Source organism: Streptomyces thermolilacinus SPC6 (assembly GCF_000478605.2).
GTDB lineage: Bacteria > Actinomycetota > Actinomycetes > Streptomycetales > Streptomycetaceae > Streptomyces > Streptomyces thermolilacinus.
Genome location: NZ_ASHX02000001.1, coordinates 142,698 through 164,489, shown reverse-complemented (window position 1 = coordinate 164,489; position 21,792 = coordinate 142,698). Strand labels below are relative to the sequence as shown.

24 protein-coding genes are annotated in these 21,792 nt (G+C 74.1%); 11 read left to right on the top strand and 13 right to left on the bottom strand.

Annotated features, from left to right (window positions below; all coding sequences use genetic code 11):
* Positions 1-282 precede the first annotated feature (282 nt).
* Positions 283-1,830: an ATP-dependent DNA ligase gene (locus J116_RS00825; RefSeq protein WP_023591265.1), complete on the top strand. Its 1,548-nt coding sequence runs from the start codon at positions 283-285 to the stop codon at positions 1,828-1,830.
* Here J116_RS00825 and J116_RS00820 read toward each other — a convergent pair.
* On the bottom strand, positions 1,812-2,366 hold the full coding sequence (locus tag J116_RS00820; RefSeq protein ID WP_023591266.1) for a DUF6328 family protein: 555 nt from the start codon (positions 2,364-2,366) through the stop codon (positions 1,812-1,814). The two genes, J116_RS00825 and J116_RS00820, sit on opposite strands and share 19 nt — an antisense overlap.
* A gap of 356 nt (positions 2,367-2,722) precedes the next feature.
* On the opposite strand from J116_RS00820, the gene J116_RS00815 reads away from it, so the two are divergent.
* From J116_RS00815 to J116_RS00805, 3 genes are all read left to right on the top strand, one after another.
* Positions 2,723-3,130 carry a hypothetical protein gene (locus tag J116_RS00815; RefSeq protein WP_023591267.1) on the top strand — a complete coding sequence of 136 codons (408 nt, stop codon included), beginning with the start codon at positions 2,723-2,725 and terminating at the stop codon, positions 3,128-3,130.
* 86 nt (positions 3,131-3,216) lie between these two features.
* Positions 3,217-3,912 carry a DUF6766 family protein gene (locus tag J116_RS00810; RefSeq protein WP_023591268.1) on the top strand — a complete coding sequence of 232 codons (696 nt, stop codon included), beginning with the start codon at positions 3,217-3,219 and terminating at the stop codon, positions 3,910-3,912.
* 98 nt (positions 3,913-4,010) lie between these two features.
* Positions 4,011-4,679 carry an HAD family hydrolase gene (locus J116_RS00805; protein ID WP_023591269.1) on the top strand — a complete coding sequence of 223 codons (669 nt, stop codon included), beginning with the start codon at positions 4,011-4,013 and terminating at the stop codon, positions 4,677-4,679.
* An 18-nt stretch (positions 4,680-4,697) separates the two neighbouring features.
* Here J116_RS00805 and J116_RS00800 read toward each other — a convergent pair whose 3' ends face one another.
* A complete protein-coding gene (locus J116_RS00800) occupies positions 4,698-5,060 on the bottom strand; it encodes a hypothetical protein (protein ID WP_023591270.1) in 363 nt (120 codons plus the stop codon).
* Positions 5,061-5,246: 186 nt separating this feature from the next.
* Between J116_RS00800 and J116_RS00795 the strand changes: the two genes are divergently transcribed.
* The 3 genes from J116_RS00795 (at position 5,247) to J116_RS00785 (ending at position 7,620) form a co-directional block, all read left to right on the top strand.
* Entirely contained in the window at positions 5,247-5,648 is a 402-nt protein-coding gene (locus J116_RS00795; protein WP_051204062.1) for a hypothetical protein, read from the top strand.
* 294 nt (positions 5,649-5,942) lie between these two features.
* Positions 5,943-6,908, top strand: a complete 966-nt coding sequence (locus J116_RS00790) for an aldo/keto reductase (protein WP_051204063.1) — start codon at positions 5,943-5,945, stop codon at positions 6,906-6,908.
* A gap of 268 nt (positions 6,909-7,176) precedes the next feature.
* Complete coding sequence (locus J116_RS00785) at positions 7,177-7,620, top strand: response regulator (RefSeq protein WP_023591272.1); 444 nt, start codon at positions 7,177-7,179, stop codon at positions 7,618-7,620.
* A gap of 179 nt (positions 7,621-7,799) precedes the next feature.
* On the opposite strand, the gene J116_RS00780 is transcribed toward J116_RS00785, so the two are convergent.
* From J116_RS00780 to J116_RS00765, 4 genes are all read right to left on the bottom strand, one after another.
* On the bottom strand, positions 7,800-8,840 hold the full coding sequence (locus tag J116_RS00780) for a hypothetical protein (RefSeq protein WP_023591273.1): 1,041 nt from the start codon (positions 8,838-8,840) through the stop codon (positions 7,800-7,802).
* Between the two features lie 260 nt (positions 8,841-9,100).
* Entirely contained in the window at positions 9,101-9,553 is a 453-nt protein-coding gene (locus J116_RS00775) for a subtilase-type protease inhibitor (protein ID WP_028964827.1), read from the bottom strand.
* A gap of 318 nt (positions 9,554-9,871) precedes the next feature.
* Positions 9,872-10,090 carry a hypothetical protein gene (locus tag J116_RS00770; protein ID WP_023591275.1) on the bottom strand — a complete coding sequence of 73 codons (219 nt, stop codon included), beginning with the start codon at positions 10,088-10,090 and terminating at the stop codon, positions 9,872-9,874.
* A gap of 203 nt (positions 10,091-10,293) precedes the next feature.
* Complete coding sequence (locus tag J116_RS00765; protein ID WP_023591276.1) at positions 10,294-11,241, bottom strand: ADP-ribosylglycohydrolase family protein; 948 nt, start codon at positions 11,239-11,241, stop codon at positions 10,294-10,296.
* A gap of 199 nt (positions 11,242-11,440) precedes the next feature.
* Between J116_RS00765 and J116_RS00760 the strand changes: the two genes are divergently transcribed.
* Entirely contained in the window at positions 11,441-11,896 is a 456-nt protein-coding gene (locus tag J116_RS00760) for an SPW repeat protein (RefSeq protein WP_023591277.1), read from the top strand.
* A 172-nt stretch (positions 11,897-12,068) separates the two neighbouring features.
* Here the strand turns inward: J116_RS00760 and J116_RS00755 are convergent, their stop codons facing one another.
* From J116_RS00755 to J116_RS00745, 3 genes are read right to left on the bottom strand one after another with little or no spacing between them, the layout of a single operon-like run.
* The gene (locus tag J116_RS00755) at positions 12,069-12,659 is read right to left on the bottom strand and encodes a cupin domain-containing protein (protein ID WP_023591278.1); all 591 of its coding nucleotides are present in this window, start codon (positions 12,657-12,659) and stop codon (positions 12,069-12,071) included.
* Positions 12,656-13,846: a cytochrome P450 gene (locus J116_RS00750; RefSeq protein ID WP_028964828.1), complete on the bottom strand. Its 1,191-nt coding sequence runs from the start codon at positions 13,844-13,846 to the stop codon at positions 12,656-12,658. The genes J116_RS00755 and J116_RS00750 overlap by 4 nt, the downstream gene beginning before the upstream one ends.
* 55 nt (positions 13,847-13,901) lie before the next feature.
* The gene (locus J116_RS00745) at positions 13,902-15,062 is read right to left on the bottom strand and encodes a type III polyketide synthase (protein WP_079147614.1); all 1,161 of its coding nucleotides are present in this window, start codon (positions 15,060-15,062) and stop codon (positions 13,902-13,904) included.
* A 347-nt stretch (positions 15,063-15,409) separates the two neighbouring features.
* Between J116_RS00745 and J116_RS28120 the strand changes: the two genes are divergently transcribed.
* Entirely contained in the window at positions 15,410-15,619 is a 210-nt protein-coding gene (locus J116_RS28120; RefSeq protein WP_079147613.1) for an acyl-CoA carboxylase subunit epsilon, read from the top strand.
* 263 nt (positions 15,620-15,882) lie between these two features.
* Here J116_RS28120 and J116_RS00740 read toward each other — a convergent pair whose 3' ends face one another.
* Positions 15,883-16,626, bottom strand: coding sequence for an AraC family transcriptional regulator (locus J116_RS00740; protein WP_023591282.1), 744 nt, complete (start codon positions 16,624-16,626; stop codon positions 15,883-15,885).
* Between the two features lie 55 nt (positions 16,627-16,681).
* Here J116_RS00740 and J116_RS00735 point away from each other — a divergent pair, with 55 nt between their 5' ends.
* Complete coding sequence (locus J116_RS00735) at positions 16,682-17,869, top strand: MFS transporter (RefSeq protein WP_023591283.1); 1,188 nt, start codon at positions 16,682-16,684, stop codon at positions 17,867-17,869.
* A gap of 65 nt (positions 17,870-17,934) precedes the next feature.
* Here the strand turns inward: J116_RS00735 and J116_RS00730 are convergent, their stop codons facing one another.
* From J116_RS00730 to J116_RS00720, 3 genes are all read right to left on the bottom strand, one after another.
* Positions 17,935-18,660 (bottom strand): polysaccharide deacetylase family protein, encoded by a 726-nt coding sequence (locus J116_RS00730; protein ID WP_037949139.1) that lies wholly within the window; start codon positions 18,658-18,660, stop codon positions 17,935-17,937.
* Positions 18,661-18,842: 182 nt separating this feature from the next.
* Complete coding sequence (locus tag J116_RS00725) at positions 18,843-19,724, bottom strand: DMT family transporter (protein WP_023591285.1); 882 nt, start codon at positions 19,722-19,724, stop codon at positions 18,843-18,845.
* A gap of 10 nt (positions 19,725-19,734) precedes the next feature.
* Complete coding sequence (locus J116_RS00720; RefSeq protein ID WP_023591286.1) at positions 19,735-20,499, bottom strand: SDR family NAD(P)-dependent oxidoreductase; 765 nt, start codon at positions 20,497-20,499, stop codon at positions 19,735-19,737.
* 181 nt (positions 20,500-20,680) lie between these two features.
* Between J116_RS00720 and J116_RS00715 the strand changes: the two genes are divergently transcribed.
* Positions 20,681-21,769, top strand: coding sequence for an MGDG synthase family glycosyltransferase (locus J116_RS00715; RefSeq protein WP_023591287.1), 1,089 nt, complete (start codon positions 20,681-20,683; stop codon positions 21,767-21,769).
* Positions 21,770-21,792 lie beyond the last annotated feature (23 nt).

The window sequence follows — 21,792 nt, the reverse complement described above, 5'->3', positions numbered from 1 at the left end:
GAAGTAGGGGAGACATGCGGCTTGATCCTCGACCACGCGCCGACGACCACGCGCCGACATCCCCCCGAGCAACAGCAGCCGCACTCGCCCCACTCGCCATATCCGCGCTGCCGCACCCGGACCCGCCGCACCGAAGGGCACCGGCACCACGCCGCCGGGCATCCACGCGTCACACCCCCACGCGTCACACCCACACGCATCACACCCCCCGGGCGTCACACCCGCACGCGTCGCAGGGGGCTCCCGCGTGCGGGTGGCGCGTGCGGCAGGCACGATGGCGGCATGCTGCTGGCCCGACTCGCAGACGTCTCCGAGCAGGTCGCCGCCACCTCGGCGCGCTCCCGCAAGATCGCCGTGCTGGCCGACCTGTTCTCCGCGACCCCGCCCGCGGAGGTCCCCCTCGTCATCGCCTATCTCGCGGGCCGCCTCCCGCAGGGCCGCATCGGCGTCGGGTGGAGCACCCTGAAGGAGCCGGTCCCGCCCGCGGACCACGCGACCCTCACCGTCGCCGGGACGGACGCCGCGCTGACCGCGTTGGCAGGGGTGAGCGGGCAGGGCTCCCAGACCGAGCGGCGGCGCCTGGTGCGCGACCTGATGGCCGCCGCCACCGCTCCCGAGCAGCGGTTCCTGCTCCGGCTGCTCACCGGCGAAGTACGGCAGGGCGCTCTGGACGCCATCGCCCTGGAGGGGGTCGCGAAGGCGGCCCACGCCCCGGCCGCCGAGGTACGCCGCGCGGTGATGCTCGACGGGTCGCTGCCGAGGGTCGCCACGGCGCTGCTCGCCGAGGGGCCGTCGGCGCTGGAGCGGTTCCGTCTCAAGGTCGGTACCCCCGTGCAGCCGATGCTCGCCCACACCGCGAAGAGCGTCGCCGACGCGCTCGCCACGCTCGGCCCGTGCGTCGTGGAGGAGAAGCTCGACGGCATCCGCATCCAGGTGCACCGGGAGGGCGACGATGTACGGGTCTACACCCGTTCCCTCGACGAGATCACCGACCGCCTGCCCGAGGTCGTGACCGTCGCACGGGACATCGCGGGCGACACGTTCGTTCTCGACGGCGAGGTGATCGCGCTGGACGCGGCGGGCAGGCCCGTGGCGTTCCAGGAGACCGCTTCCCGTGTGAGTTCACGTGTCGATGTGGCCACGGCCGCGGCGGCCCGCCCCGTGTCACCGGTGTTCTTCGATGTCCTCGCCGCCGACGGGGCCGTACTGCTGGACCTGCCGGGCCGGGAGCGGCACGCGGAGCTGGCCCGGCTCGTCCCCGAACCGATGCGCGTCCGGCGGACCGTCGTGACCGACCCCGCCGACCCGGCACAGCGCGACGCCGCCGGGGCGTTCTTCACCGACACCCTCGACCGGGGCCACGAGGGCGTCCTCGTCAAGGCGCTCGACGCGCCCTACAGCGCGGGGCGGCGGGGGCGTTCGTGGCTGAAGGTGAAACCGGTCCACACGCTCGACCTGGTCGTCCTCGCCGCCGAATGGGGCCACGGGCGGCGCACCGGGCTGCTGTCCAACCTTCACCTGGGCGCCCGCGCCGCCGACGGCACGTTCGTGATGCTCGGCAAGACGTTCAAGGGCCTGACGGACACGATGCTGCGCCGGCAGACCGACCGGCTCCGAGAACTGGCCGTCTCGGACGACGGCTTCACCGTCCGAGTACGGCCCGAGCTGGTCGTGGAGATCGCCTACGACGGACTCCAGCGCTCCCCGCGCTACCCGGCCGGGGTCACCCTGCGCTTCGCCCGCGTCGTACGGCACCGTCCCGACAAGCCCGCCGCCCAGGCGGACACGATCGAGCAGGTCCTCGCAGGCCCTCAGCCACGCGTCGTGTAACGGTTCCGCGCCCACAGCGGCAGCACGAACCAGCACACCAGGTACCAGAGCGCCACCCCGGACACGAGCCACGGAACGAAGCCGTCGTGCGTCGCCACCCGCAGTACCAGGAACAGCGCCGACACCATCGTCGCCAGCAGCAGCACGAGCCCCACGAACGTCAGGCGTGACGCCCACACCACCGTCTGCGGCTTGATCCGGCGGCCCGAGACGATCCGGTGGAACGACACGGGCCCGATCAGCGCTCCCGTGGCGGCCGCGCCCAGGACGACGGTGGTGATGTAGATGCCGCGGTTCAGATCGGACAGGTCCGCGAACCGCGGCGCGAAGACGACCGTCAGCAGGAAACCGAACAGGATCTGCACGCCCGTCTGCGCGACGCGTATCTCCTGGACCAGCTCGCCCCACTGCCGGTCGGCCCGCTCATCCGGTGTCTCGCGGCGGCCCCGCGACAGTCCGTCCGGCTGCTCCCCGGTCCCCGAGGCCCCGGGCCCACCGCTCGCATTCCTGGTGGCACCACGCTCGTGACCAGGCATTTCGCCCTCCTGTTCGTCGCTCCGATGCGTTTCTGGTACCCCGTCCGCCGCACCCCAGCCCCACCAAGACCGGGCCTCCCGCAGCGCCTCCACCCCCGGGCACCGGTCGGCTGCCCGCCACCACCGGGCAGCCGCCGCCCGCGCTACCGCGCACGCCCGCCCCCGGAACCTCCGCCGCCGCCGTGCGTGCCCTCGCCGTACACCGCCCCGGCGCACCCGCCGATACGGCACCAGAAGGAAGCTCACCGGGTGTCGCGCCCGGGTGACGTGAATGGCCGCCCCCGTGCCCCCATGCTCGTAACCCACACCTCCGGGAAGGCCCCGCGAGGCCAGGCGACGAGAGGAGCTGAGCCCCTGTGCGCCGCCGACCCGCCGCTCTCGCGTTCGTCGCCGCGGCCACCGCGACCGCCACCGGCTGCTCTGCTCCCGAGGCCGAACGCGACGCCGTCACCACCGCCGCCCTCCGCTTCGCCCACCACGCCGAGAGGTCGGGCCACGCCGCCGCGTGCCGCCTCCTCGCCCCCGCGACCCGCGAGGCCCTCGCCCAGGACCCCGGGCCCTCCTGCGAGGCCGGGCTCACCGACGCAGCCCTCCCGGCACCCGGGCGGGTCCGCGCCACCGACGTGTACGGCCACCAGGCCCGCGTCGTCCTGGAACACGACACGTACTTCGTCACCCGGTTCCGGGACGGCTGGAAGGTCAGGGCGGCCGGCTGCGTCCCGCGCCCCGAGCGGCCCTACGACTGCCGTGTGAAGGGGGACTGACCCGACGTGCGCACCATGTTCACGCTGTACGCCCTCACCCTCGTCTGCGGCCTGGTCTACTTCACCGTCCTCGGAGCGATCCACCGATGACCCCACCGACGAACCGTTTCCTCCGCTTCGCCAAGGACAACGGGCTCTCCCTCGTCTTCGGGGCCATGTTCCTCGTCACCCTCTTCTGGCAGGCGGTCGCCGGGCAGGCCGAGTACAACGACGAGATGCGCTCCCTCGGCGCCGATCCCATCGGCTTCGGCCGCTATCTGGCCTCCGCCCACTTCGCGGTCGCCGTCACCGAGAACTGGCAGTCCGAGTACCTTCAGTTCTTCCTCTACCTCTTCGGCACCGTGTGGCTGCTCCAGCGGGGCTCCCCGGAGTCCAAGGAGATGCACAAGGCCGGCACCGAGTCCGACGAGGACCAGCGCGTCGGCCGCCACGCCACCCCCGAGTCCCCGCGCTGGGCCGGGGCGGGCGGTCTGCGGCAGCTTCTGTACTCGCGCTCCCTGGGCATCTGGATGTGCGTCGTGTTCCTCGGCTCCTGGTACGCCCAGTCCGTCAGCGGCGCCGCCGCGTTCGGCGAGCAGCGGCTGCGGGAGCTGGAGAGCCCGGTGACCTGGTCCGAGTACCTGACCGAGCCCGACTTCTGGGGCCGCACGCTCCAGAACTGGCAGTCGGAGCTCCTCGCCATCGGCTCCATGGCGATCTTCTCCGTGTACCTGCGCCAGCGCGGCTCCCCGGAGTCCAAACCCGTCGGCGCCTCCCACCACGCGACCGGCGTCGAGGGATGAGCCGAGGGCTGGGACGGCCGAGGTGGGGAAGCCGGACCACACAGCCACCGGCCGTACAGGCCGTACCGAGCCGCACCAGCCGTACAGAGAGGACCACCATGAAACGCGCCGCCGTGTTCGACGTGGACGGCACCCTCGCCGACACGAACCACCTCCACGTCACGACCTGGTGGGAGGCCTTCCGGCAGGCCGGACACCAGGTGCCGACGCACGCGATCCACCGGGCCGTCGGGCTCGGCGCCGAGGATCTCGTCGAGCACCTCCTCGACCCCGACCGGGACCGGAGCGCGGACGCCTCGATCAGCGCCGCCCACAAGGCGCTCTACGGCACGTACTCCGATCGCCTGGCACCGCTCCCCGACGCGGGGCGCCTGCTGAAGACCCTCGCCGGGCGCGGCTGGACCGTCGTCCTCGCCACCTCCGCCGGAGGCGCCGAACTGGCCGCGCTCCGCCGCGCCATCGACGCAGACGACGCCGTCACCGCCATCGCCAGCGCCGACGACACCGAAAGGGGCAAACCGGCCCCCGACCCGGTGCGGCACGCGCTCGAACTGGCGGGCGCGCCCGCCGACCGGTCGGTGTTCGTCGGCGACACGGTCTGGGACATGAAGGCAGGCACCCGCGCCGGAGTGACCTGCGTGGGGCTCCTGTGCGGCGGCATCCCGCGCGCCGACCTCACCGACGCGGGAGCGGCCGCCCTCTACGCCGACCCCGCCGACCTGCTCGCCCACCTGGACGACAGCCCGCTCGGCGGAGACGCCGCGTAGGACGGCCGCCCCGGCGGATCACTTGCCGAGCTTGCGCTGAAGCTCGGCCTTGTTCATCGAGGACCGGCCGGGGATGTCCCGCTTCTTGGCCTCCGCGTACAGCTCGTCGTAGGTGGCGCCCTCCGAGCCGCCCCGCTTCGACGAGGAGGAGCTCCGAGACGACGACTTGCCCGAGCTCCCGCTCCCCGACGACCCCGACGAACCGGAGGACCGCGAGGATCCCGAGCCCGACGACTTCGTCTCGCCGCTGCGCGCCCGCTCCTTGTTGACCGTGCGCGCCGCGATCTCCTTGGCGCGCTTCTCGCCCTCGCCGCGGTCGCGGGCGCTGTCCTTGATGTGCTCGTACTGCCGCTCGCGCTTGGAGCTGGATCCTGCGGGCATGGCCGTTCCTCTCATCTGTGCCGTCTGATGGCCCCCGTTGGTCCCACCCCGGTACCAGGCATGTCTCCCCGCAAACACGCGCCGTGCCCGTCCGCCAGCGGAGTGGCACAGGGGTGCCATCCGTGCCGCCACGGGGAAGACGGGTACTCGTTCCGCAGGACCCGACGGAAGGACGTGGAGAACGCCATGGCAAGCGACCTGGGAAAGGACACGGCGAACCGGCGTACGGGGGAGCACCCCGCCGACTGCGATGTCACCGTCCAGCTCAGCGACTGCGGCCGCGCGGACGCGGAGGCGGTCTTCGCGGCGCTGGACGACGTCTTCGCCGGCTGCGAGGACGTGACACCGCACTCCACCTCCGGGCGCGAGCCCACCGTGTGGATGGCCACGTTCGACAGCTCAGCCCACTCGGGCGAGCCCACCGCGACGCCCCGGCTCAGCACGGAGGTCGAGGCGCTGCTGACTGGTGACCACCACTCGGTGGAGGAGGTGGAGAAGGCCCTCGGCAGGCTCTTCGACGTGCGGTCCACGCAGCATGTCTCCGGCGAGCACGAGACGGAGTGCCGCCTGCTGCTCGCCTCCCGCTGACCCGACGCCGCCCTACGGCCGAGAAGGCCCGCAACGTGAGCGCGCCGACCGAAGTGTCGGCGCGCTCACGCGTTGCCGGAGTCTTGCCCGTACCCGTGCGCCGTCGCCCCGATCACCTCGAAGGGCGGCGCCCGCCCGCCCGCACCGGTCCGCCGTACGCCGGTTAACCTCATGGAAAAGGGGGCCGCCGGGCCCGGTGCACCGAGCCCCCGCAGCCTGGACAGCCCGAGAAGGCAGGAGACGAGCCCCGTGAGACCGGCCCCCTACCGCGCCGCCGACGACCGCTACACGACCATGCGGTACCAGCGGTGCGGGCGCAGCGGCGTCCTGCTGCCGCAGGTGTCCCTCGGCCTGTGGCACAACTTCGGCGACACGAGCCCGCTGGAGACACAGCGCGCCGTCCTGCGCCACGCCTTCGACCGGGGCGTCACCCACTTCGACCTCGCCAACAACTACGGCCCGCCCTACGGCAGCGCCGAGGCGAACTTCGGCACCCTCTTCGCCCAGGACTTCCGCCCCTACCGCGACGAGCTGTTCGTCGCCACCAAGGCCGGGTACGACATGTGGCCCGGCCCGTACGGCGAGTGGGGCTCCCGCAAGTACCTGCTCGCCAGCCTCGACCAGTCGCTGACCCGCATGGGCCTGGACTACGTGGACGTGTTCTACTCCCACCGGCCGGACCCCGACACGCCCGTCGAGGAGACGGTCGGCGCCCTCGACACGGCGGTACGGCAGGGCAAGGCGCTGTACGTGGGCCTCTCCAACTACAGCCCCGACCAGATGATCCGCGCGGCCGCCGCCCTCAGGGAGCTGGGCACTCCGCTCCTGATCAACCAGCACGCCTACAACATGCTGGACCGCACCATCGAGCGGAACGGGCTGATCGCCGCGTCCGACGAGGCCGGTGCCGGAGTGATCGCGTACTCACCGCTCGCCCAGGGACAGCTGACGGACCGCTACCTGGAGGGCGTCCCGGCCGACTCCCGCATGGCCATCGGCCACTTCCTCAAGCGGGACGTGCTCACCGACGACCGGCTGGGGCGGTTGCGCGCCCTGAACGCGTTCGCCGCGGGACGCGGCCAGACGCTGGCGCAGCTCGCCCTCGCCTGGACCCTGCGCGACCGGCGCGTCACGTCCGTCCTGGTCGGCGCGAGCAGCGTGCGGCAGCTCGACCAGAACCTGGGCGCTCTCGACGCCGCGCCGTTCGACGACGCGGAGCTGGCCGAGGTGGAGCGGCTCCTCACCGGAAGCCCTTCCTGATTCCGCGCTCGCGGGCCCGGTACGGACGCCTGGCCTGGCCCGCTGCCCGGCGCCGCGCTCAGGGCCCGGCCGGGCTCCTCGGCGCCTCGGGGCGGCTGTCTCGCGTGCCCTCGGCTCTGACCTCCCGGAAGGCCCGACGCGATCAGTTCGGCCACCTCGCCGGACCCGTCGCGTCGGGCCTCTGCCGTCCGCGCCCGTACGAGGGCATCCTGGAGGGATGGGGCCCGGGTGCGGACCGGCGCGGCCCCAGGAGCGGAGGTGAGGTCCCATGCCCGCCGGAGAGAAGGTCCTCCTGGTCGATGACCACGAGGACAACCTGTTCGCCCTGTACAGCGCCCTCTCGCCGCTCGGCTACCCCCTGGAGTCCGCGACCAGCGGCGACGCCGCCCTGAAGGCGGTGCTGCGGGGCGGCGTCGCGGTGACGGTCCTGGACGTGGTCATGCCCGGCGTGAGCGGCCTCGACGTGCTGCGCTACATGCAGCGGCTGGAGCAGACCCGCCGCATTCCGGTCATTCTCGTGACGGGCATGGGCGTCGACGCCCAGCTGTCCCGCACGGCGATGCGGCTGGGCGCGGCGGACCTGCTGGTCAAGCCCATCGACCCGTGGTCGCTGTGCATCAAGGTCCGTTACCTCCACCGCTTCGCCCACCGGCCCTGGGAGCCCGTCCCGCCGACCCCGGCACCGCCCACGACCCGGGCGGCCCACTCGTAGCGCCGACCCGCACCACCGCGACCCTCGCCCGAGGCCCGCCCCCCGCGCCCGCCCCCGACCGACCGGGCCCTCGGCCCCGGACCCATTCCGCCCTGGGTCCGCGGCGCCACGGCTCCCGCCCATTGGCCCGCTCCGCCACAGCCCCCGCCCCGGGTCCCGGAGCCGACCGTCCCCGCGTCTCACCGTCCCCGTCGCGTCGAGCCCCGAGCCAGCCGCTCGGCCTCCCGGGCGTGCTGTGCGGCCTGCCGGGCGGCCTTCTCCGCCTCCCGGGCCCGCTCCTTCGTCTCCCGTACGGTGCCGTGGGCGGCGTCCCGGCGGGCCTGGGCCTCCTTGAGGAGCACGGCCAGCTCCTCCACCCGCAGGTCCGCCTCACGGGCCCGCTGCTCCGCGCCCTCCAACGCCTCCACGGCGTGCCGCGCCGCGTCCTGACGCGCTGCCGCCTCCTGCCGGGCGGCGGCCGCCCGCTCCTCGGCCTCCCGCCGCTCCGCTTCCCGCTCCTCGGCCTCCCGCCGCTCCGCCTCGCGCTCCTCGCGGGCCCGGCGTGCCGCAGCCGCGTCCGGCGGGGTCGTACGGGCTGTACCGGCATCGTCCCGGTCCTTCGCCCGGGTACCGCTCCGGTGGCCCACCAGGGACAGCTTGGCGCGCGGGCTGCCGGCCTTCCCGGTGCGGGGTGCGTCCTCGGTGGTGCCGGGCGTGGTCGGCACCACCGACAGGTGCCGTGCCCCGGCCTCCTCGCCGAGCCCCGCCGCCGCGAAGCCGACCGGTGCGCTGAGCGCCTTGCCGAGGCGGCCCGCCACCCACTCCTCGGCCGCGTCCGGGTCGGCGAGCGCCGCGTGCAGGGTCGCCTCCACCTGCGCCCGGGCGGCCTCACCGATCTTCTCCCCGGCCTCGGCCGTCAGCCGCTGCGCCTCCCGCGCCAGCGCGGCCACCAGTACATGCTGCTGACGTCCCAGTTCCCGCAGCTTGGCACCGTCGAGATCCCGGTGCGCCTGCCGCAGCCCGTCCCCGAGAGCGACCAGCGCCCGCGCCTCGTCCGGCCGCGCCCGTACGAGCAGATTGCTCGCCCACGCGGCGAGCGTCGGGCGCCGCAGGGCCCGGATGCGGTCCGCGGCCTCGCCGTCCCCGGCCGTGCGGGCCTCGGCGGCGCGCCGTTCCCTCAGCGCGGTGAACTCGGCGGGCCGCAGCCCGTACAACTCGTCGGCGACGCTGTCCACATCCATGGCTCACGTTCCACGACTCACGGTCCGGCCCCGTTGCGGGACCGGCGTCCACGGGCGGGCGGTGCCGGAGGCGGCACCCCGTACTCACGTATGCCCCTATTCGCCCCACCAGTGTCAGCCGCCCCTCCCGTCGCGCGCACGGCGACGGCCCGCGCCGTTCTCCGTGGCAGGGGAGGGTGCCGTGGAGAGGACGCGGGCCGCGAGGGGACCGGGCGGCGCTCGCAGGGAGCGCCGGGCGGCGGCGCTCAGCGGAGGAGCGCTCAGAAGGCGAAGACCGGACCGGCCTCGTTGCCGAGCTCGCAGGAGTTGCCGAACGTGCGCTCGTACTGCACGCGCTGCCCCTCCCAGACGCCCTCGGCCGTGACGACCAGCGGGTCGTAGATCTTGATGCAGGCACGCTCCTCGTCGCCGCGCAAGGCGGAGAACTCGCCGTCCACGGCGCGCAGCTCGGCGCAGGCCTCCTTCGGCGAGGGATGGGTACCGCCAGGGGAGGGCGCACAGGTCAGGGTCACCGCGCGAAGCGGCGTGGCCGTCGCGGCCGTGTCGCCCTGCGCGATGGTGAGGACCAGTGCGTTCGGCGCGTAGAGCCGTGTCTCACCCGTGCTCGCCCGCTCGGGGGCTGCGACGGCGGCGGGCGCCAGCGCGGTCATCGCTGCGGCGGTGATCGCCCCGAAAATGGCAGTACGCCGTATAGATGTCCGCAGGTGCGTCATGGTCATCACTTTCCTTCACTTGCTGTTCGGGTCGTGGTGCGTGAACAGCCTGCCGTTCCTGGGTGGTTGACGCACATTCAGTGAAGGTTTTCAGGTTTTGTCATGTTTTAAAGCAGTGACCTGAAATCGACACTCCCAGGTTGACGCCCGGCGGGTGACCGGATGTCACCGCAGGTTGACGCGCCGTCGCCGATCCGGTTCAAGCGTGGACCATGCGTGAAACGGTGCGGTGTGTGAGCCGCAACACGGCCGAAACATGGTGGTAACGACTCCGTTTATCCCCTTGCCGGACATACGGGAGCCGTCGGGATGTCTCCGTCAGTTCCCGCTGCCGAGGAGGAAGTCGGTGATGGACCAGGGGGTCACGGTGTCCTTCTTCACCAGGGCCACGCCGTCGCTCGACGAGGCCGGGGCGTCCGGCGCCGCCTGCGGGGCGGGCTGTGCGGCCTGCGCCTGGCTCGCGGCACCGGCGGCGCCGAGCAGCAGTGCCCCGGCGGCTGCGGCGAGGGCGGTGGTGGCGGGGGTACGGAGGCTCATGGTTCTCCCTCTCGGTCGGGTCGGCGGTCATGGCGGGGCGACCGCGAAGACGCCCCTCTGCGGCTGCTCAACGACAGCGCGCCGCAGAGGTGTCGCCCCGGGCGCCCGCGCCCCGCCGTGCCGGACCCGCTCCTCCGCCGGGCCCTGTGCGGCGCACCCGCGCCCCGTGCGGCGCACCCGCCCCGTTGGCCGCCGGTCGGTGGTCAGCCCGCGAGGCGGTGCGCCAGGTCGGTCAGGTCGGCCGCGCGCAGCACCCGCCCACCGAAGCCGGGCAGGGGGACGTGCAGCGGCTCGGTCCAGCGGGCGGGGATCGCGTCCAGCCCGTAGCGGGCGCCCGCGAGCCCACCGGTCACCGCGGCGACGGTGTCCGTGTCGCCCCCGAGGTCGATGGCGGCACGGAGCGCGCCCTCGAAGGAGTCCGTCGTACGCAGCGCCCACACCGCCGATCCGAGGCAGGGCCACACGGCGCCGTTGAACTCGGTGGCGAGGCCGGGGTGCCAGTCCGGCGCCAGGACCGTGGCGTAGCGCGGGCGCTGCTCGGCCGGGAGCGAGGCCAAGGCGTCCGGCAGCGCCGTGAGAGGGTCGCCGCCGAGGAGGGCGACCCGGACCAGCTCGTGGAAGACGGCGGTGCCCTCCCAGACGGCCGGGTCTCCGTGGGTGAGCGCCGCTATGCGCCGGGCGGCGTCCATGGTGACCGTCCGGCCGCCGCGCGCGAAACGGACGGCGCCCGTCGAGGCCCGCATGAGCGAACCGTTGCCGGCGGCGCGCAGGCTGACGCGGAAGTGCGCCCTTGCGGCCCGGTCCCACGGCAGGCCGCCGGTGAGGACGTCCTCCGTCTGGAGGCCGATGTCCTTCGGCTCGGACGCCGCCCACCGCTGGAACCGGGCGAACACGTCCGGCAGGTCCAGCCCGCCCCGCTCCAGCAGGGACTCTCCGACCAGGACGGCCATCTGTGTGTCGTCCGTGGCCTCGCCCGGGTCCCAGCCGCCGCCCCCGCACATCTCCCCGCCCGTCCCCGGCTCGGGGAACCGGGCGGAGAACGCCCCCTCGGGGCCGAACTCGAAGGGCGCGCCCAGCGCGTCGCCCACCGCCGAGCCGACGACCGCGCCCGCGGCCCGGCGCCCCCACTCCGCCCACCCGTTCCGCACCATCCGCGCAGGCTATCGACCGCCCGCCACGGCCCGCCGCCCGCCCCGGCCCGCCGCCGCCCGAGCTTGCCCGTCCGGTCGCGTTCGCCCGGCGCGGCCGCCCAGGACAAGGTGCAAAAGTCGGTATTGACCTGAATGGGTCAATGGGCGTTCCATAGTCGTAAAGGGCACATAAAGGCTTTCTCACAGGAGGCGGCCCGCAATGACCACCCACCCGACCATCGAGCACCACCCCGACGTCGCCGAGATGCGCGCCCGGTTCGAGCAGGCGACCAGCACCCCCCGCGGCCAGGCCGTCGAGGCGCTGGCCTTCCTCACAGGCGTGTACCTGGCCGCATCACCCTGGATCGTGGGCTTCAACGGGCTCACGGCGCTCGCCGTGTGCAACCTGATCCTCGGCATCGCGTACGCCCTCTGCATGGGCGGCCTCCTGGGCTCCGCGTACGAGCGGACCCACGCGATGGCCTGGTGCGCCGTGGCCATCGGCGCGTTCACGATCATCTCGCCGTGGCTCGTCGCCGGCAACGTCGACACGACCCGCAGCGTGTGGAACAACATCATCGTCGGCGTCATCGCCCTGCTGCTGGGCGCCGCCATGGCCGCGACGGGCGAGAAGCGCGGCGGCGCGCCCCGCGCCCGCAGGAGGAGGCCCGCCTGACACCCGCGAGCGGCACCGGCCCGGGGCGCCGGGACCGGAGCCAGAGGTACCGGGGTACCAGCCAGAGGTACTGACGTACGCGGGCACCCGGAAGTGCCGAGGCACTGAGCGCCCGACCGGACAGCAAAGGGCCCCGGGCCGCCCCTGGAGGGGCGACCCGGGGCCTTCGCGTTCACCCGGCGGCGTACTCGCCCGGCGCGGGTGGCCGTACGGGAGCGCCCACCGTGCCGTCCGCGTCGTGCCGCATCGGCGTCAGCTGCTCGATGTCGTACCGGGCCCGCAGCGCCGCGATGGCCGCGTGGTCCGGTGGGCCACCGCCGTCGAGGATCTCCAGCAGCTCCTCGAAGTACCGCTCGTGGTCCGGGGGAGGGGACGCCTGGAAGAACATCTTCGCCGGTTCGTCCGTACGGTTGGCGAACGCGTGCGGGCATCCCGGCGGCACCACGATCACCGTGCCGGGCGTCGCCCGTACTGTCCGCCGCCCGCTGCGCGACTCCCAGTTCCGCCAGTCGTCCCGCGTCCGTACGCGCGGCTCGAAGGCCAGCACGTCCAGCTCGCCCTCCAGCAGGTAGAACAGCTCCTCGCTGTGCGCGTGCACATGGGCGCCCACGTCGAACCCGGGAGGCACGACCACCTCGAAGCTCGACGCGGCCCGCGCGTGCTCACCCGTCACCTTGAACGTCACCTGGTGGGCGGGCGCCGTGAGGGTGCGGCCGTGCCCGGTCGGCACCAGCAGCCCGTCCGGCCTGGCGTGCGCGCTCATCCCCACGTCACCGGCATCGACTCGGGGCCCCGGATCAGCGCGCCCTGCCGGAACCGGACCTCCTCCGCGGGCACCGCCAGCCGCAGCCCCGGGAACCGGTCCGCCAGCGCGTCCACCAGCAGCTCCGACTCCAGCCGCGCCAGCATCGCGCCGACGCAGAAGTGCGGCCCGTGCCCGAACGACACATGCGGGTTCGGCGACCGGTCGAAGTCGATGCGCTCCGGGTCGGGGAAGACGTCCGGGTCGCGGTTGGCCGCCAGGTACGACACGTACACCGCGTCACCGGCGCGGATGCGCGCCCCGGCGACCGTGACGTCCTCCAGCGCGATCCGCGACAGCCCGACCGCGCTGCGGTGCGGGATGTACCGCAGCAGTTCCTCGATCGCCCGGGGCCTGCCCTCCCGGTCGGCGCGCAGCCGATCCATCAGATCCGGCCTGGTCAGGAGGATGTACAGCATGTTGCCCGTGTTGTTGGTGACCGCCTCGCCGCCGATCTGGACGAGCAGCGCCAGCCCCACCGACTCCGACTCGGTGATCTCCCCGGCCTCGACCGCGGCCGACAGGAGCCCGATGACGTCCTCGCCGCCGGTGCCGCGCCGACGCCGCATCGTCTCGGCGAAGTAGCCGCACATCTCCTCCTTGGCGCGCTGGCTGCGCTCCGCGCCCTGCGCCGACGACAGGATGAGATTGGTCCACTCGTGCATCCGGGGCCGGTCCTGGGCCGGGACGCCCATCAGCTCGCACACGACGGCCAGCGGGAACGGCCCGAGAAGCCGCTCCGTGAAGTCGGCCGGCGGCCCGTCCCGCAGCACGCCCGCGACCAGCTCGTCCAGCATCTCCCGCGCACGGTCGCGCAGCCGTTCGACGCCCCGCGTGGTGAACGCGGGCGCCACCGCGCGCCGCAGCCGCGTGTGGTCCGGCGGGTCCTCGAACCCGACCGCCCCGTCCACGGGGATGAAGTGCGGCGCCAGCCGGGTGACGTCGTTCTCCACGACCAGCTTCCGGCTGAACCGCGGGTCGTTCGTCACCATGCGCACATCGTCGTACCGGGTCACCAGCCAGGCCCAGCCGGACCCGTTCGGCAGCTTGATGCGGGTGACCGGGCCCTCCTCCATCAGCCGGGCCAGCACCGGGTCGAAGTCCACCCCGTGCAGGTCGAGCGCCGGCCAATGCCGCACGGGCGGCAGGGCGGGCCCGGCACCGGCGGTGCCCTCCCGCTCGGCCCGTGCGGTCGTCGTGGTCTCATCCAGCACGGCCGGGCTCCTCGGTGTCCGTGAACGCGTCGATGAACGCGTTGGGCGTGACGGTGACGGGCGCACCGCGCGAGGCGATGCGGGCGGTCGCGGGGGAGGACCCCGACGTCGTCCAGCGGCCCAGGGACATCTCCGCGGTGATCCCAGGCCCGAACCCGGCCAGCAGACCGCGCGCGGAGTCCGGCGTACCGCCCTCGTCGAACAGCCGGCGCAGCGCGTCCAGCACGACGGCGCTGGCGATGTTGCCGTACTCGGTGAGCGTGGCCCGGCTGAAGCGGAACGCCTCCGGGGCCACCCCGAGGTACTTGCTCAGGTCGTCCAGGATGCGCGGACCGCCCGCGTGGATGATGTAGAAGTCCAGGTCGGAGGCGTCCCAACCGTGCTGGCCCGCCAACTGCTTGAGTGCCGGTGCGAGCGGCTCCATGGTGCCCGGCACCCGCTTGTCCAGCTTGAAGTGGAACCCGGTGTCCCGGACGTCGTACGCGATCCAGTCCACCGTCTCCGGCACCAGGTACGAGCCGTTGCGTTCCAGCTCCACGCCCGTGCCGCCCTTGCCGCGCATGACGGCCGCGGCGATCCCGTCGCCGAACAGGCCGTTCGACAGCAGGTTTCCGACGCCCAGGTCGGTCGGCTGGTAGCAGAGCGAGCAGAACTCGCACGCGACGATCAGCGCGTTCGCGTCCGGGTAGGCGCTGCAGAAGTCGTGCGCCCGGTTGATGGCGGCGCCGCCCGCCGCGCAGCCCAGCTGTGCGATGGGCATCTGGCGGGTGTCGCTGCGGAAGTCCATGGTGTTGATCAGCCAGGCCGTGAGCGACGGCATCATGAAGCCCGTGCACGACACGTAGATGATCACATCGATGTCGGAGGCGCGCAGCTCCGCGTCCTCCAGCGCACGGTGTATCACCGCGGGCACCCGCGCCTTCGCCTCCGCCTCGTAGACGGAGTTGCGCTGTTCGAAGCCGGGGTGCTTCAGCGTCTCCTCGATGGGCCGGAGGATGTGCCGCTTGCGGACCCCGGTGTTCTCCATCAGGCGCAGGGCCAGCGGGAGTTGCGGGTGGTCCGCGTGGATGGTCCGCGCCAGTTCGAGCGTCTCCTCCATGGTGATCACATGCTCGGGGACGGACACCGCGGGTCTGCACAACGTGGCCATGATGTCGAGCCCTTTCGTCGCGTGTTGCTCGCGTTCACTCAAAGAATGTGCGAGCACGGGCGACCGCGCGCGTCGAGACGGTCGCGCAACGTCACCGGAAAGCGGCCCGGAAACGCCCCGACCCGGCGGCGGGCAGGGCATATGCCGTACGAGAGCCGTCCGGCCGCTCACCCATCCGGCCGCCACCCCGACGCGCGCCGGACCGTCCGGCCGGGTCCGGCGCGAGGGCGGGGTCGGGGCCGGGGGAGGGCGGGGCAGGGGCAGGCGATGGAAGGGCGGGGGAGCGGCCCGGGGAGAGTGACCGGGGAGCGGATGCGGGTGCGGTGTCCGCGTCGAACGATGGACCAATGCGCCACCATCTGCGGATAGTTCACGGTTCACCGACGAGCGCGGAGCTCGCCGCCATCACCGCCGTCCTGGGCGCCCTCGTCCATGGCGGCCACACCCCCGGACACCCCCACCGCCGCGCCCACCGCGCCGAGTGGGACCGCCACTGGCACCCGCACCCGGTGCCGCACAGCTGGTGCGCCCGCCGACTGCCCTTCCACAGGTCGTAGCGACCACGTCGGTGCGCGCCTCCGGCGGCCCGGGTACGAGCGTCCGCCGCCTCCCGTACTCGCGCGGCAGCCGACCTCGACCGCCATGACCCGAACGGGCCACGCTCAAGCACCGCAACTCGACCCGGTTCGGCCGCTACGGCTTCGCCGCCGACGTCCCGGCCGCCGGGACCCCACGCCCGCTGCGCGACTCCGGCGCGCCGGAGTCGGACGAGGACGACGAAGACGGGCAGGACCAGGACCTGTCCGCCGACCGGGTCCTGTCAGGTGACGGGGCGGGCGCCGGGGGTGTGACCGAAGGCGCGGCGGAAGACGTCGATGAAGGTGCTGGCAGAGGACCAGCCGCAGCGGTGGGCGACCGTGGTGACGGGGACGTCGTCGGCCAGGAGGATCAGGGCGTGGTGGAGCCTGATCTGGGTGCGCCACTGGGGGTAGGTGAGGCCGAGGTCGTCGCGGAGGCGGCGGGAGAGGGTACGGGCGCTGGCGCCGATCTGGCGTCCGAGGTCGTCGAGGGAGCGGTTGTCGGCCGCGTCGGCGCGCAGGACGTCGTGCAGTTCGCGGAGCAGAGGGTCCGTGGGGACCGGCAGGTGCAGGGGCTGTTCGGGGGAGAGGGCGAGCTGGTCGAGCATGACGGCGCGCAGGCGCAGGCGGGGCGGGCTGTCGTTGTCGGGGTCGCGGGTGTACGCGACGATGAGCTCGCGCAGGAGGGGGCTGACGGAAAGGACGGCCGGTTCGTCGAGGCCGAGGGGGTTCTCGGTGGTGGGCAGGCCGACGAGGTGGAGGTCGAGTTCGCCGTGCGCCTGATGCCGGTGGACGGTGCCGGCGGGGATCCAGAGCGCGCGGGTGGCGGGGGCGACCCAGGAACCGGCGTCGGTGGTCACCGCGATGGTGCCCCGGCCGGCGTAGACGATCTGGTGATCGTCATGGCGGTGCGCATCGATCTCGCCGCCGGACGCCAGGCGCTGGGTCCGGGTCGGCGCGACGGATTCGTGGCGGATTTCCTGCATCCTTTGTCAATCTACCGAAAGCGCGACACCCGGTGCTTCTCCCAGCATGAGGGGGATGCGAAGGAATACATCGATCTCCCTGCTGGCCGTGGGACACGCCTGCGTCGACATCTACCAGGGCGCCGTCGCGGCGCTGATCCCGTTCTTCGTGGCCGAACGGGACTACACCTACGCGGTCGCCTCCGGCATCGTGCTGGCCGCGTCCCTGCTGTCCTCGGTGGCCCAGCCGGTGTTCGGCGCGCTCACCGACCGGTGGGCGATGCCGTGGCTGCTGCCGGTCAGCACCCTGCTGGGCGGTGTGGGCATCGCGCTGAGCGGCCTGAGCGGCTCGTACGGGCTCACCCTGATCTTCGTCGCCGTCTCCGGGATCGGGGTGGCCGCCTACCACCCGGAGTCGGCCCGCGTGGCCCGGCTGGCCGGCGAAGGCGGTCACAGCGCGATGGCCTGGTTCTCCCTGGGCGGCAACATAGGCTTCGCGCTCGCCCCGCTCATGGTGTCGGCCGTGATCGGACACGGCTCCCTGCGCTGGACGCCCGTCCTGGTCCTGCCCGCGCTCGTCGGCGCCGCCCTGTGCGTGCCCGTGCTCCGGATGCTCGCGCGGCCCGAGGCAGGCACGTCCAGGACGGAGGCGCCTCGGGGCACCGACGATGTGGCCTCCTTCGTGAAGCTGTCACTGGCGGTCGTCTTCCGCTCCATCGTCTTCATCGGACTGAGCACCTTCATCTCCCTCCACGCCCAGCAGCGCATGCAGGGCAGCGCCACCGCGGGCACCATCGCCCTGTTCCTGCTGTTCCTGGGCGGCGCGGTCGGCTCGGTGCTGGGCGGGGCCCTGGCCAACCGCTACGACCGCGTCCGTGTATCCCGCTGGGCCTATCTGCTCTCCGTCGCCGCCGTCACCGGAGTGATCCACGCACCCGGCCCGGCCATGTTCCCCTTCGTGGCCCTCACCTCCGTCGGCCTGTACGTCCCCTTCTCCCTCCAGATCACCCTCGGCCAGGACTACCTGCCTTCCCGCGTCGGCACCGCCGGCGGCGTCACCCTCGGCCTCACCGTCAGTGTCGGCGGCCTCGTCAGCCCCCTGCTGGGACACCTGGCCGACTCCGTCTCCCTGGAGACGGCCCTCACCCCTCTGATCGCCATGCCCGCCCTGAGCTGGCTCCTCTTCCGCGCCCTGCCCGAACCCACCGCCCCCGAGCCCCGAGCCGCCGTACCCGCGCCCGCATCCGCGCGGCAGGACGCGTAGAGCCGCACGGACCACGGTGCGTGCACATACATCTCGGCGCTCCCTCGCCCCCGAACCTCGGAGCCTCAGACGGCGCGGTCCGTACGCCCCCGCACCGCGCCGGCCGGGCGGCCCGTGCCGTGGTCGGCGAGCGGGCCCACCACCAGCCCCCGCTCCCGGCAGTCGGCGATCAGCCCCGGCAAGGCGCCCAGCGCCGCCCGCCACGAACCGGGCGCGCACATCGTGTCCGAGTCGTGCAGCAGCACCGTCGCCCCGCCCCGCAGCCCGCGCGCCACCTCCGCGCGGACGCTCACGGGCGACGCGTCCGCCGTCCAGTCGCGGCCCCACGCCGACCACAGCACCGGACGCAGCCCCGCCGCGCGCGCCGCCGCCCAGCGGCCGCCCGTCAGCACCCCGTACGGCGGCCGGTACCAGAGCGGGCGGCGCCCCATCACGTCCCCGACCAGCGCCGCCGCCCGCGCCACCTCCCGCACGTCCCGCACCGGCCGGGGCACCCAGGGCGGGTCGTGCCGCCAGCCGTGGACGGCCAGTTCATGGCCCTCCGCGACGATGCGCCGCCCCAGCGCGGGGGCCCGCTCCAGCCGCTCGCCCAGCACGAAGAACGTCGCCCGCACGGACAGGCGGTCCAGCGCCCGCAGGAACAACGGCGTCGTATCGGGGTCGGGCCCGTCGTCGAACGTCAGCGCCACCCGCCCCGGATCGCCCCGCCCGTCCAGCGCGGGCCACAACGCCCCGCGCACCCGGGGCAGCCACATCCCGGCCGGTACGACATGCCAGCCCACGAGACCCACCAGCGCCACGGCCCCCGCCCGCGCGGCCGCCCTGCCCCGTACGGCCCCCGAGCCCCGTACCGCCGCCCTCACCTCCACCGCCCCGGAACCCCACACGGCCTCCGGACCCGGTGCACCCGTCACGCGCCCCGCAAGGAAAGGCGCCGTACGCCGGGCATCCGCCCGCCACCCGCACGGCCCGCTCACCACGTGCCCTCCCCGTCCTCGCCGCCCGTCACCAGCGGCGACCGCGCCAGCTCCACGCACGCCACCACGAGCACCGCCACCGCGACCGCCTCGAACACCCCGCGCACGCCCACGATCACCCGCTCGTCGAACAGCCACACCCCCAGCACCACGCTCAGCAGCGCGTCCCCCAGCGTCAGCGCGGGCTGCGACGCGGCGAGCGTCCCCGCCCGGAACGTCACCTGAAGCATCAGGAAACTCGTCAGCCCCACCATGACCGCCGTGTACAGCTGCCACGCGCCGAACACCGCGCCCAGCCCGTCCGGCAACCGGCCCAGCGCGTCCTTCAGCAACGCCGCCGTCCCCGAGAACCCCATCGCCGTCGCCGTCCCGAGCACCGCCGCGCGCGGCGCCGACGGCAGCCGCAGGGCCACGACCACCAGGCCCACCGCGACCGCCCCGATCACCAGCCCCGCCCACAGCCAGTTCGCCGCGGGCACCGTCGCCCGCCCGCCCGACGGCTCCGCCAGCGCCAGGAACGCGGCAAGACCCGCCGCCATCGCCCCGAACGCCCACCACGTGCGCCGGTCCGGGTTCCGCCGGAACACCACCCCGCCCAGTACGAGGGTGAACAGCAGCTCCGTACTCATCACCGGCTGCACCACCGCCAGCGGGCCCGTCGCCAGGGCCAGCGCCTGGAAGATCCCGGAAATGCCCAGCATCACCGAACCCCACACCCACACCCGCCGCCGCACCAGCCTCGGCAGCCACCCGCGCGCCGAATCGGCGGCGCCCGTACCCGCGGCGCCCGTGTCCGCGGCGGCGCGCCGCTGGAGCACCGACGCGGCGGCGTTGCCGACCGCCGCCAGCAGCGCCAGGCAGATCGAGAGAGCCAGCATCGCGTCGCGCTCAGCCGAACCGCTTGGCCATCGCGCGGAAGAACCCGGGCGCACCGCCCCGCAGCCGCGCCGGCCCCGCCAGCCACCTCGGCGCGAACACCTCGTCCCGCCCATGGACCACCGACCGCCACACGAGGTCCGCCAGCCGCCGCGCCGGAACCGGCCGGGGCCGCTCCCGGTGGTACGGGGCGCCCCGGTGGACGAAGAACGGCGTGTCCACCGCGCCGGGAAGCACCGCCGTCACCCCCACCCGCGTCCCCGCCAGTTCGTAGCGCAGGCTCTCCGCGAACGCCAGCAGCCCGCCCTTCGTCGCCGCGTACACCGCCTCGTTCGCCACACCCGCCCAGCCCGCCATCGAACTGATCAGCACCACCCGCCCCACACCGCGCTCCACCATCCCCGGCAGCACCAGCCGCACCAGCTGCACCACACCCGTCAGGTTCACCGCCACCAGCCGCTCCACCACGTCCGGCGGCGTCCGCGTGAACGGCGCCGCCCAGCCGATCCCCGCAGCCGCGACCAGCACATCGACCCGCCCCTCACGCTCCAGCGCCCGCGCGGCGAGGGACTCCACGCCCGCCGGATCCCCCAGGTCGCCCGGCAGGTCCACGCCGCCCGTACGGCGCGCCACCTCCCCGAGCCGCGCCTCGTCCCGGCCCGCCAGCAGCAGCCGCCAGCGCCGCTCGGCGTCCACCGCGAACCGCTCGGCCACCGCCTCCCCGATCCCCGAGGAAGCGCCCGTGATGAGCACGACCGGCCGTGCCGTTCCCGCCATGCCAGACCTCCGCACTCGCGCGCCACCCGCTCCCGACAGATTCCAGGTTTCTCCCCGGACCGCCCCGCCGCGACGGTCCGCCGGGCCCGCGAACCACCCGAACAGGCCCGCCCGGACCGCCCCGCGCGCCCCCCGCCCGCACGATGGGAGGGACCGGAGACCGCCACCGGAGGGCGACCACATGACGCGGCGCTGCCTGGTCCTGAGCGCCAGCATGGGCGCGGGCCACGACGCCGTGGCCGCCGAACTCGCCCGCCGCCTGCGCGCGCACGGCCACGACGCGCACGTCCACGACGTCCTGACACTGCTGCCGCCCGGCAGCGGACCGGCCCTGCGCGGCTTCTACCGCACGGTCGTACGCCGCGTCCCCGCGCTCTACACGGCGATCTACCAGGTCTTCCTCGCCCCGCCCCCGCCCCGCCCGGACGGCACCGCCCTGCCGCGCCCCGACACCTCACCCCTGGCCGCCCTCGCCGAACGGCCCCTGCGGCACCTCGCCGCACGCCTCCGCCCCGACGTCGTCGTCTCCACCTTCCACCTGGCCGCTCAGATCACCGGCCGCATGCGGGAGCGCGGCACCTTGCGTGTCCCCAGCGCCGTGTACGTCACCGACTTCGCCGTCCACCGCGCCTGGCTCCACCCCGGCAACGACCTGTACCTGTGCGTCAGCCCGGGCGCCGCCGAAGCCGCCCGTACGGGGACGGGCCGCCGTACCGCCGCGCCAGGGCCCGTCGTACCGCCCGCCTTCCACGCCGTGGCCGACGCCCCGCCCGGCCCGCCGCCGGACCCGCACCGGCCGACCGTCCTGCTGACGGCGGGCGCCTGGGGCGTCGGCTCCGACCTGCCGGGCACCGCCCGCGCCCTGGTGCGGCACGGCCTGCGGCCGGTCGTCCTGTGCGGCCGCGACGAGGCGCTGCGCCGCCGCAGCGCCCGCGTCCCGGGTGCCGTCGCCCTCGGCTGGACCGACGACCTGCCCGCCCTGATGGCCACCGCCCGCCTCCTGGTGGACAACGCGGCGGGCCAGACCGCCGTCCAGGCCCTGGCCGCGGGGCTCCCGGTCGTCGCCTACCGCCCCATCCCCGGCCACGGCGCCGCCGGCGTACGCCACATGGCGGCGGAGGGCCTGACGACGACGGCCCCGGACCTGCCGTCCCTCCTCGACGCCGCCGCGCGCCTCGTCCCCGACGGCCCGCCCCGCACCGAACGCGTCACCCGGGGCCGAGCCCTCTTCCAGGACGACGCCGCCCAGCTCCTCACCTCCCTCACCTGAACGGTCGGCCGCCGCCCGGCACG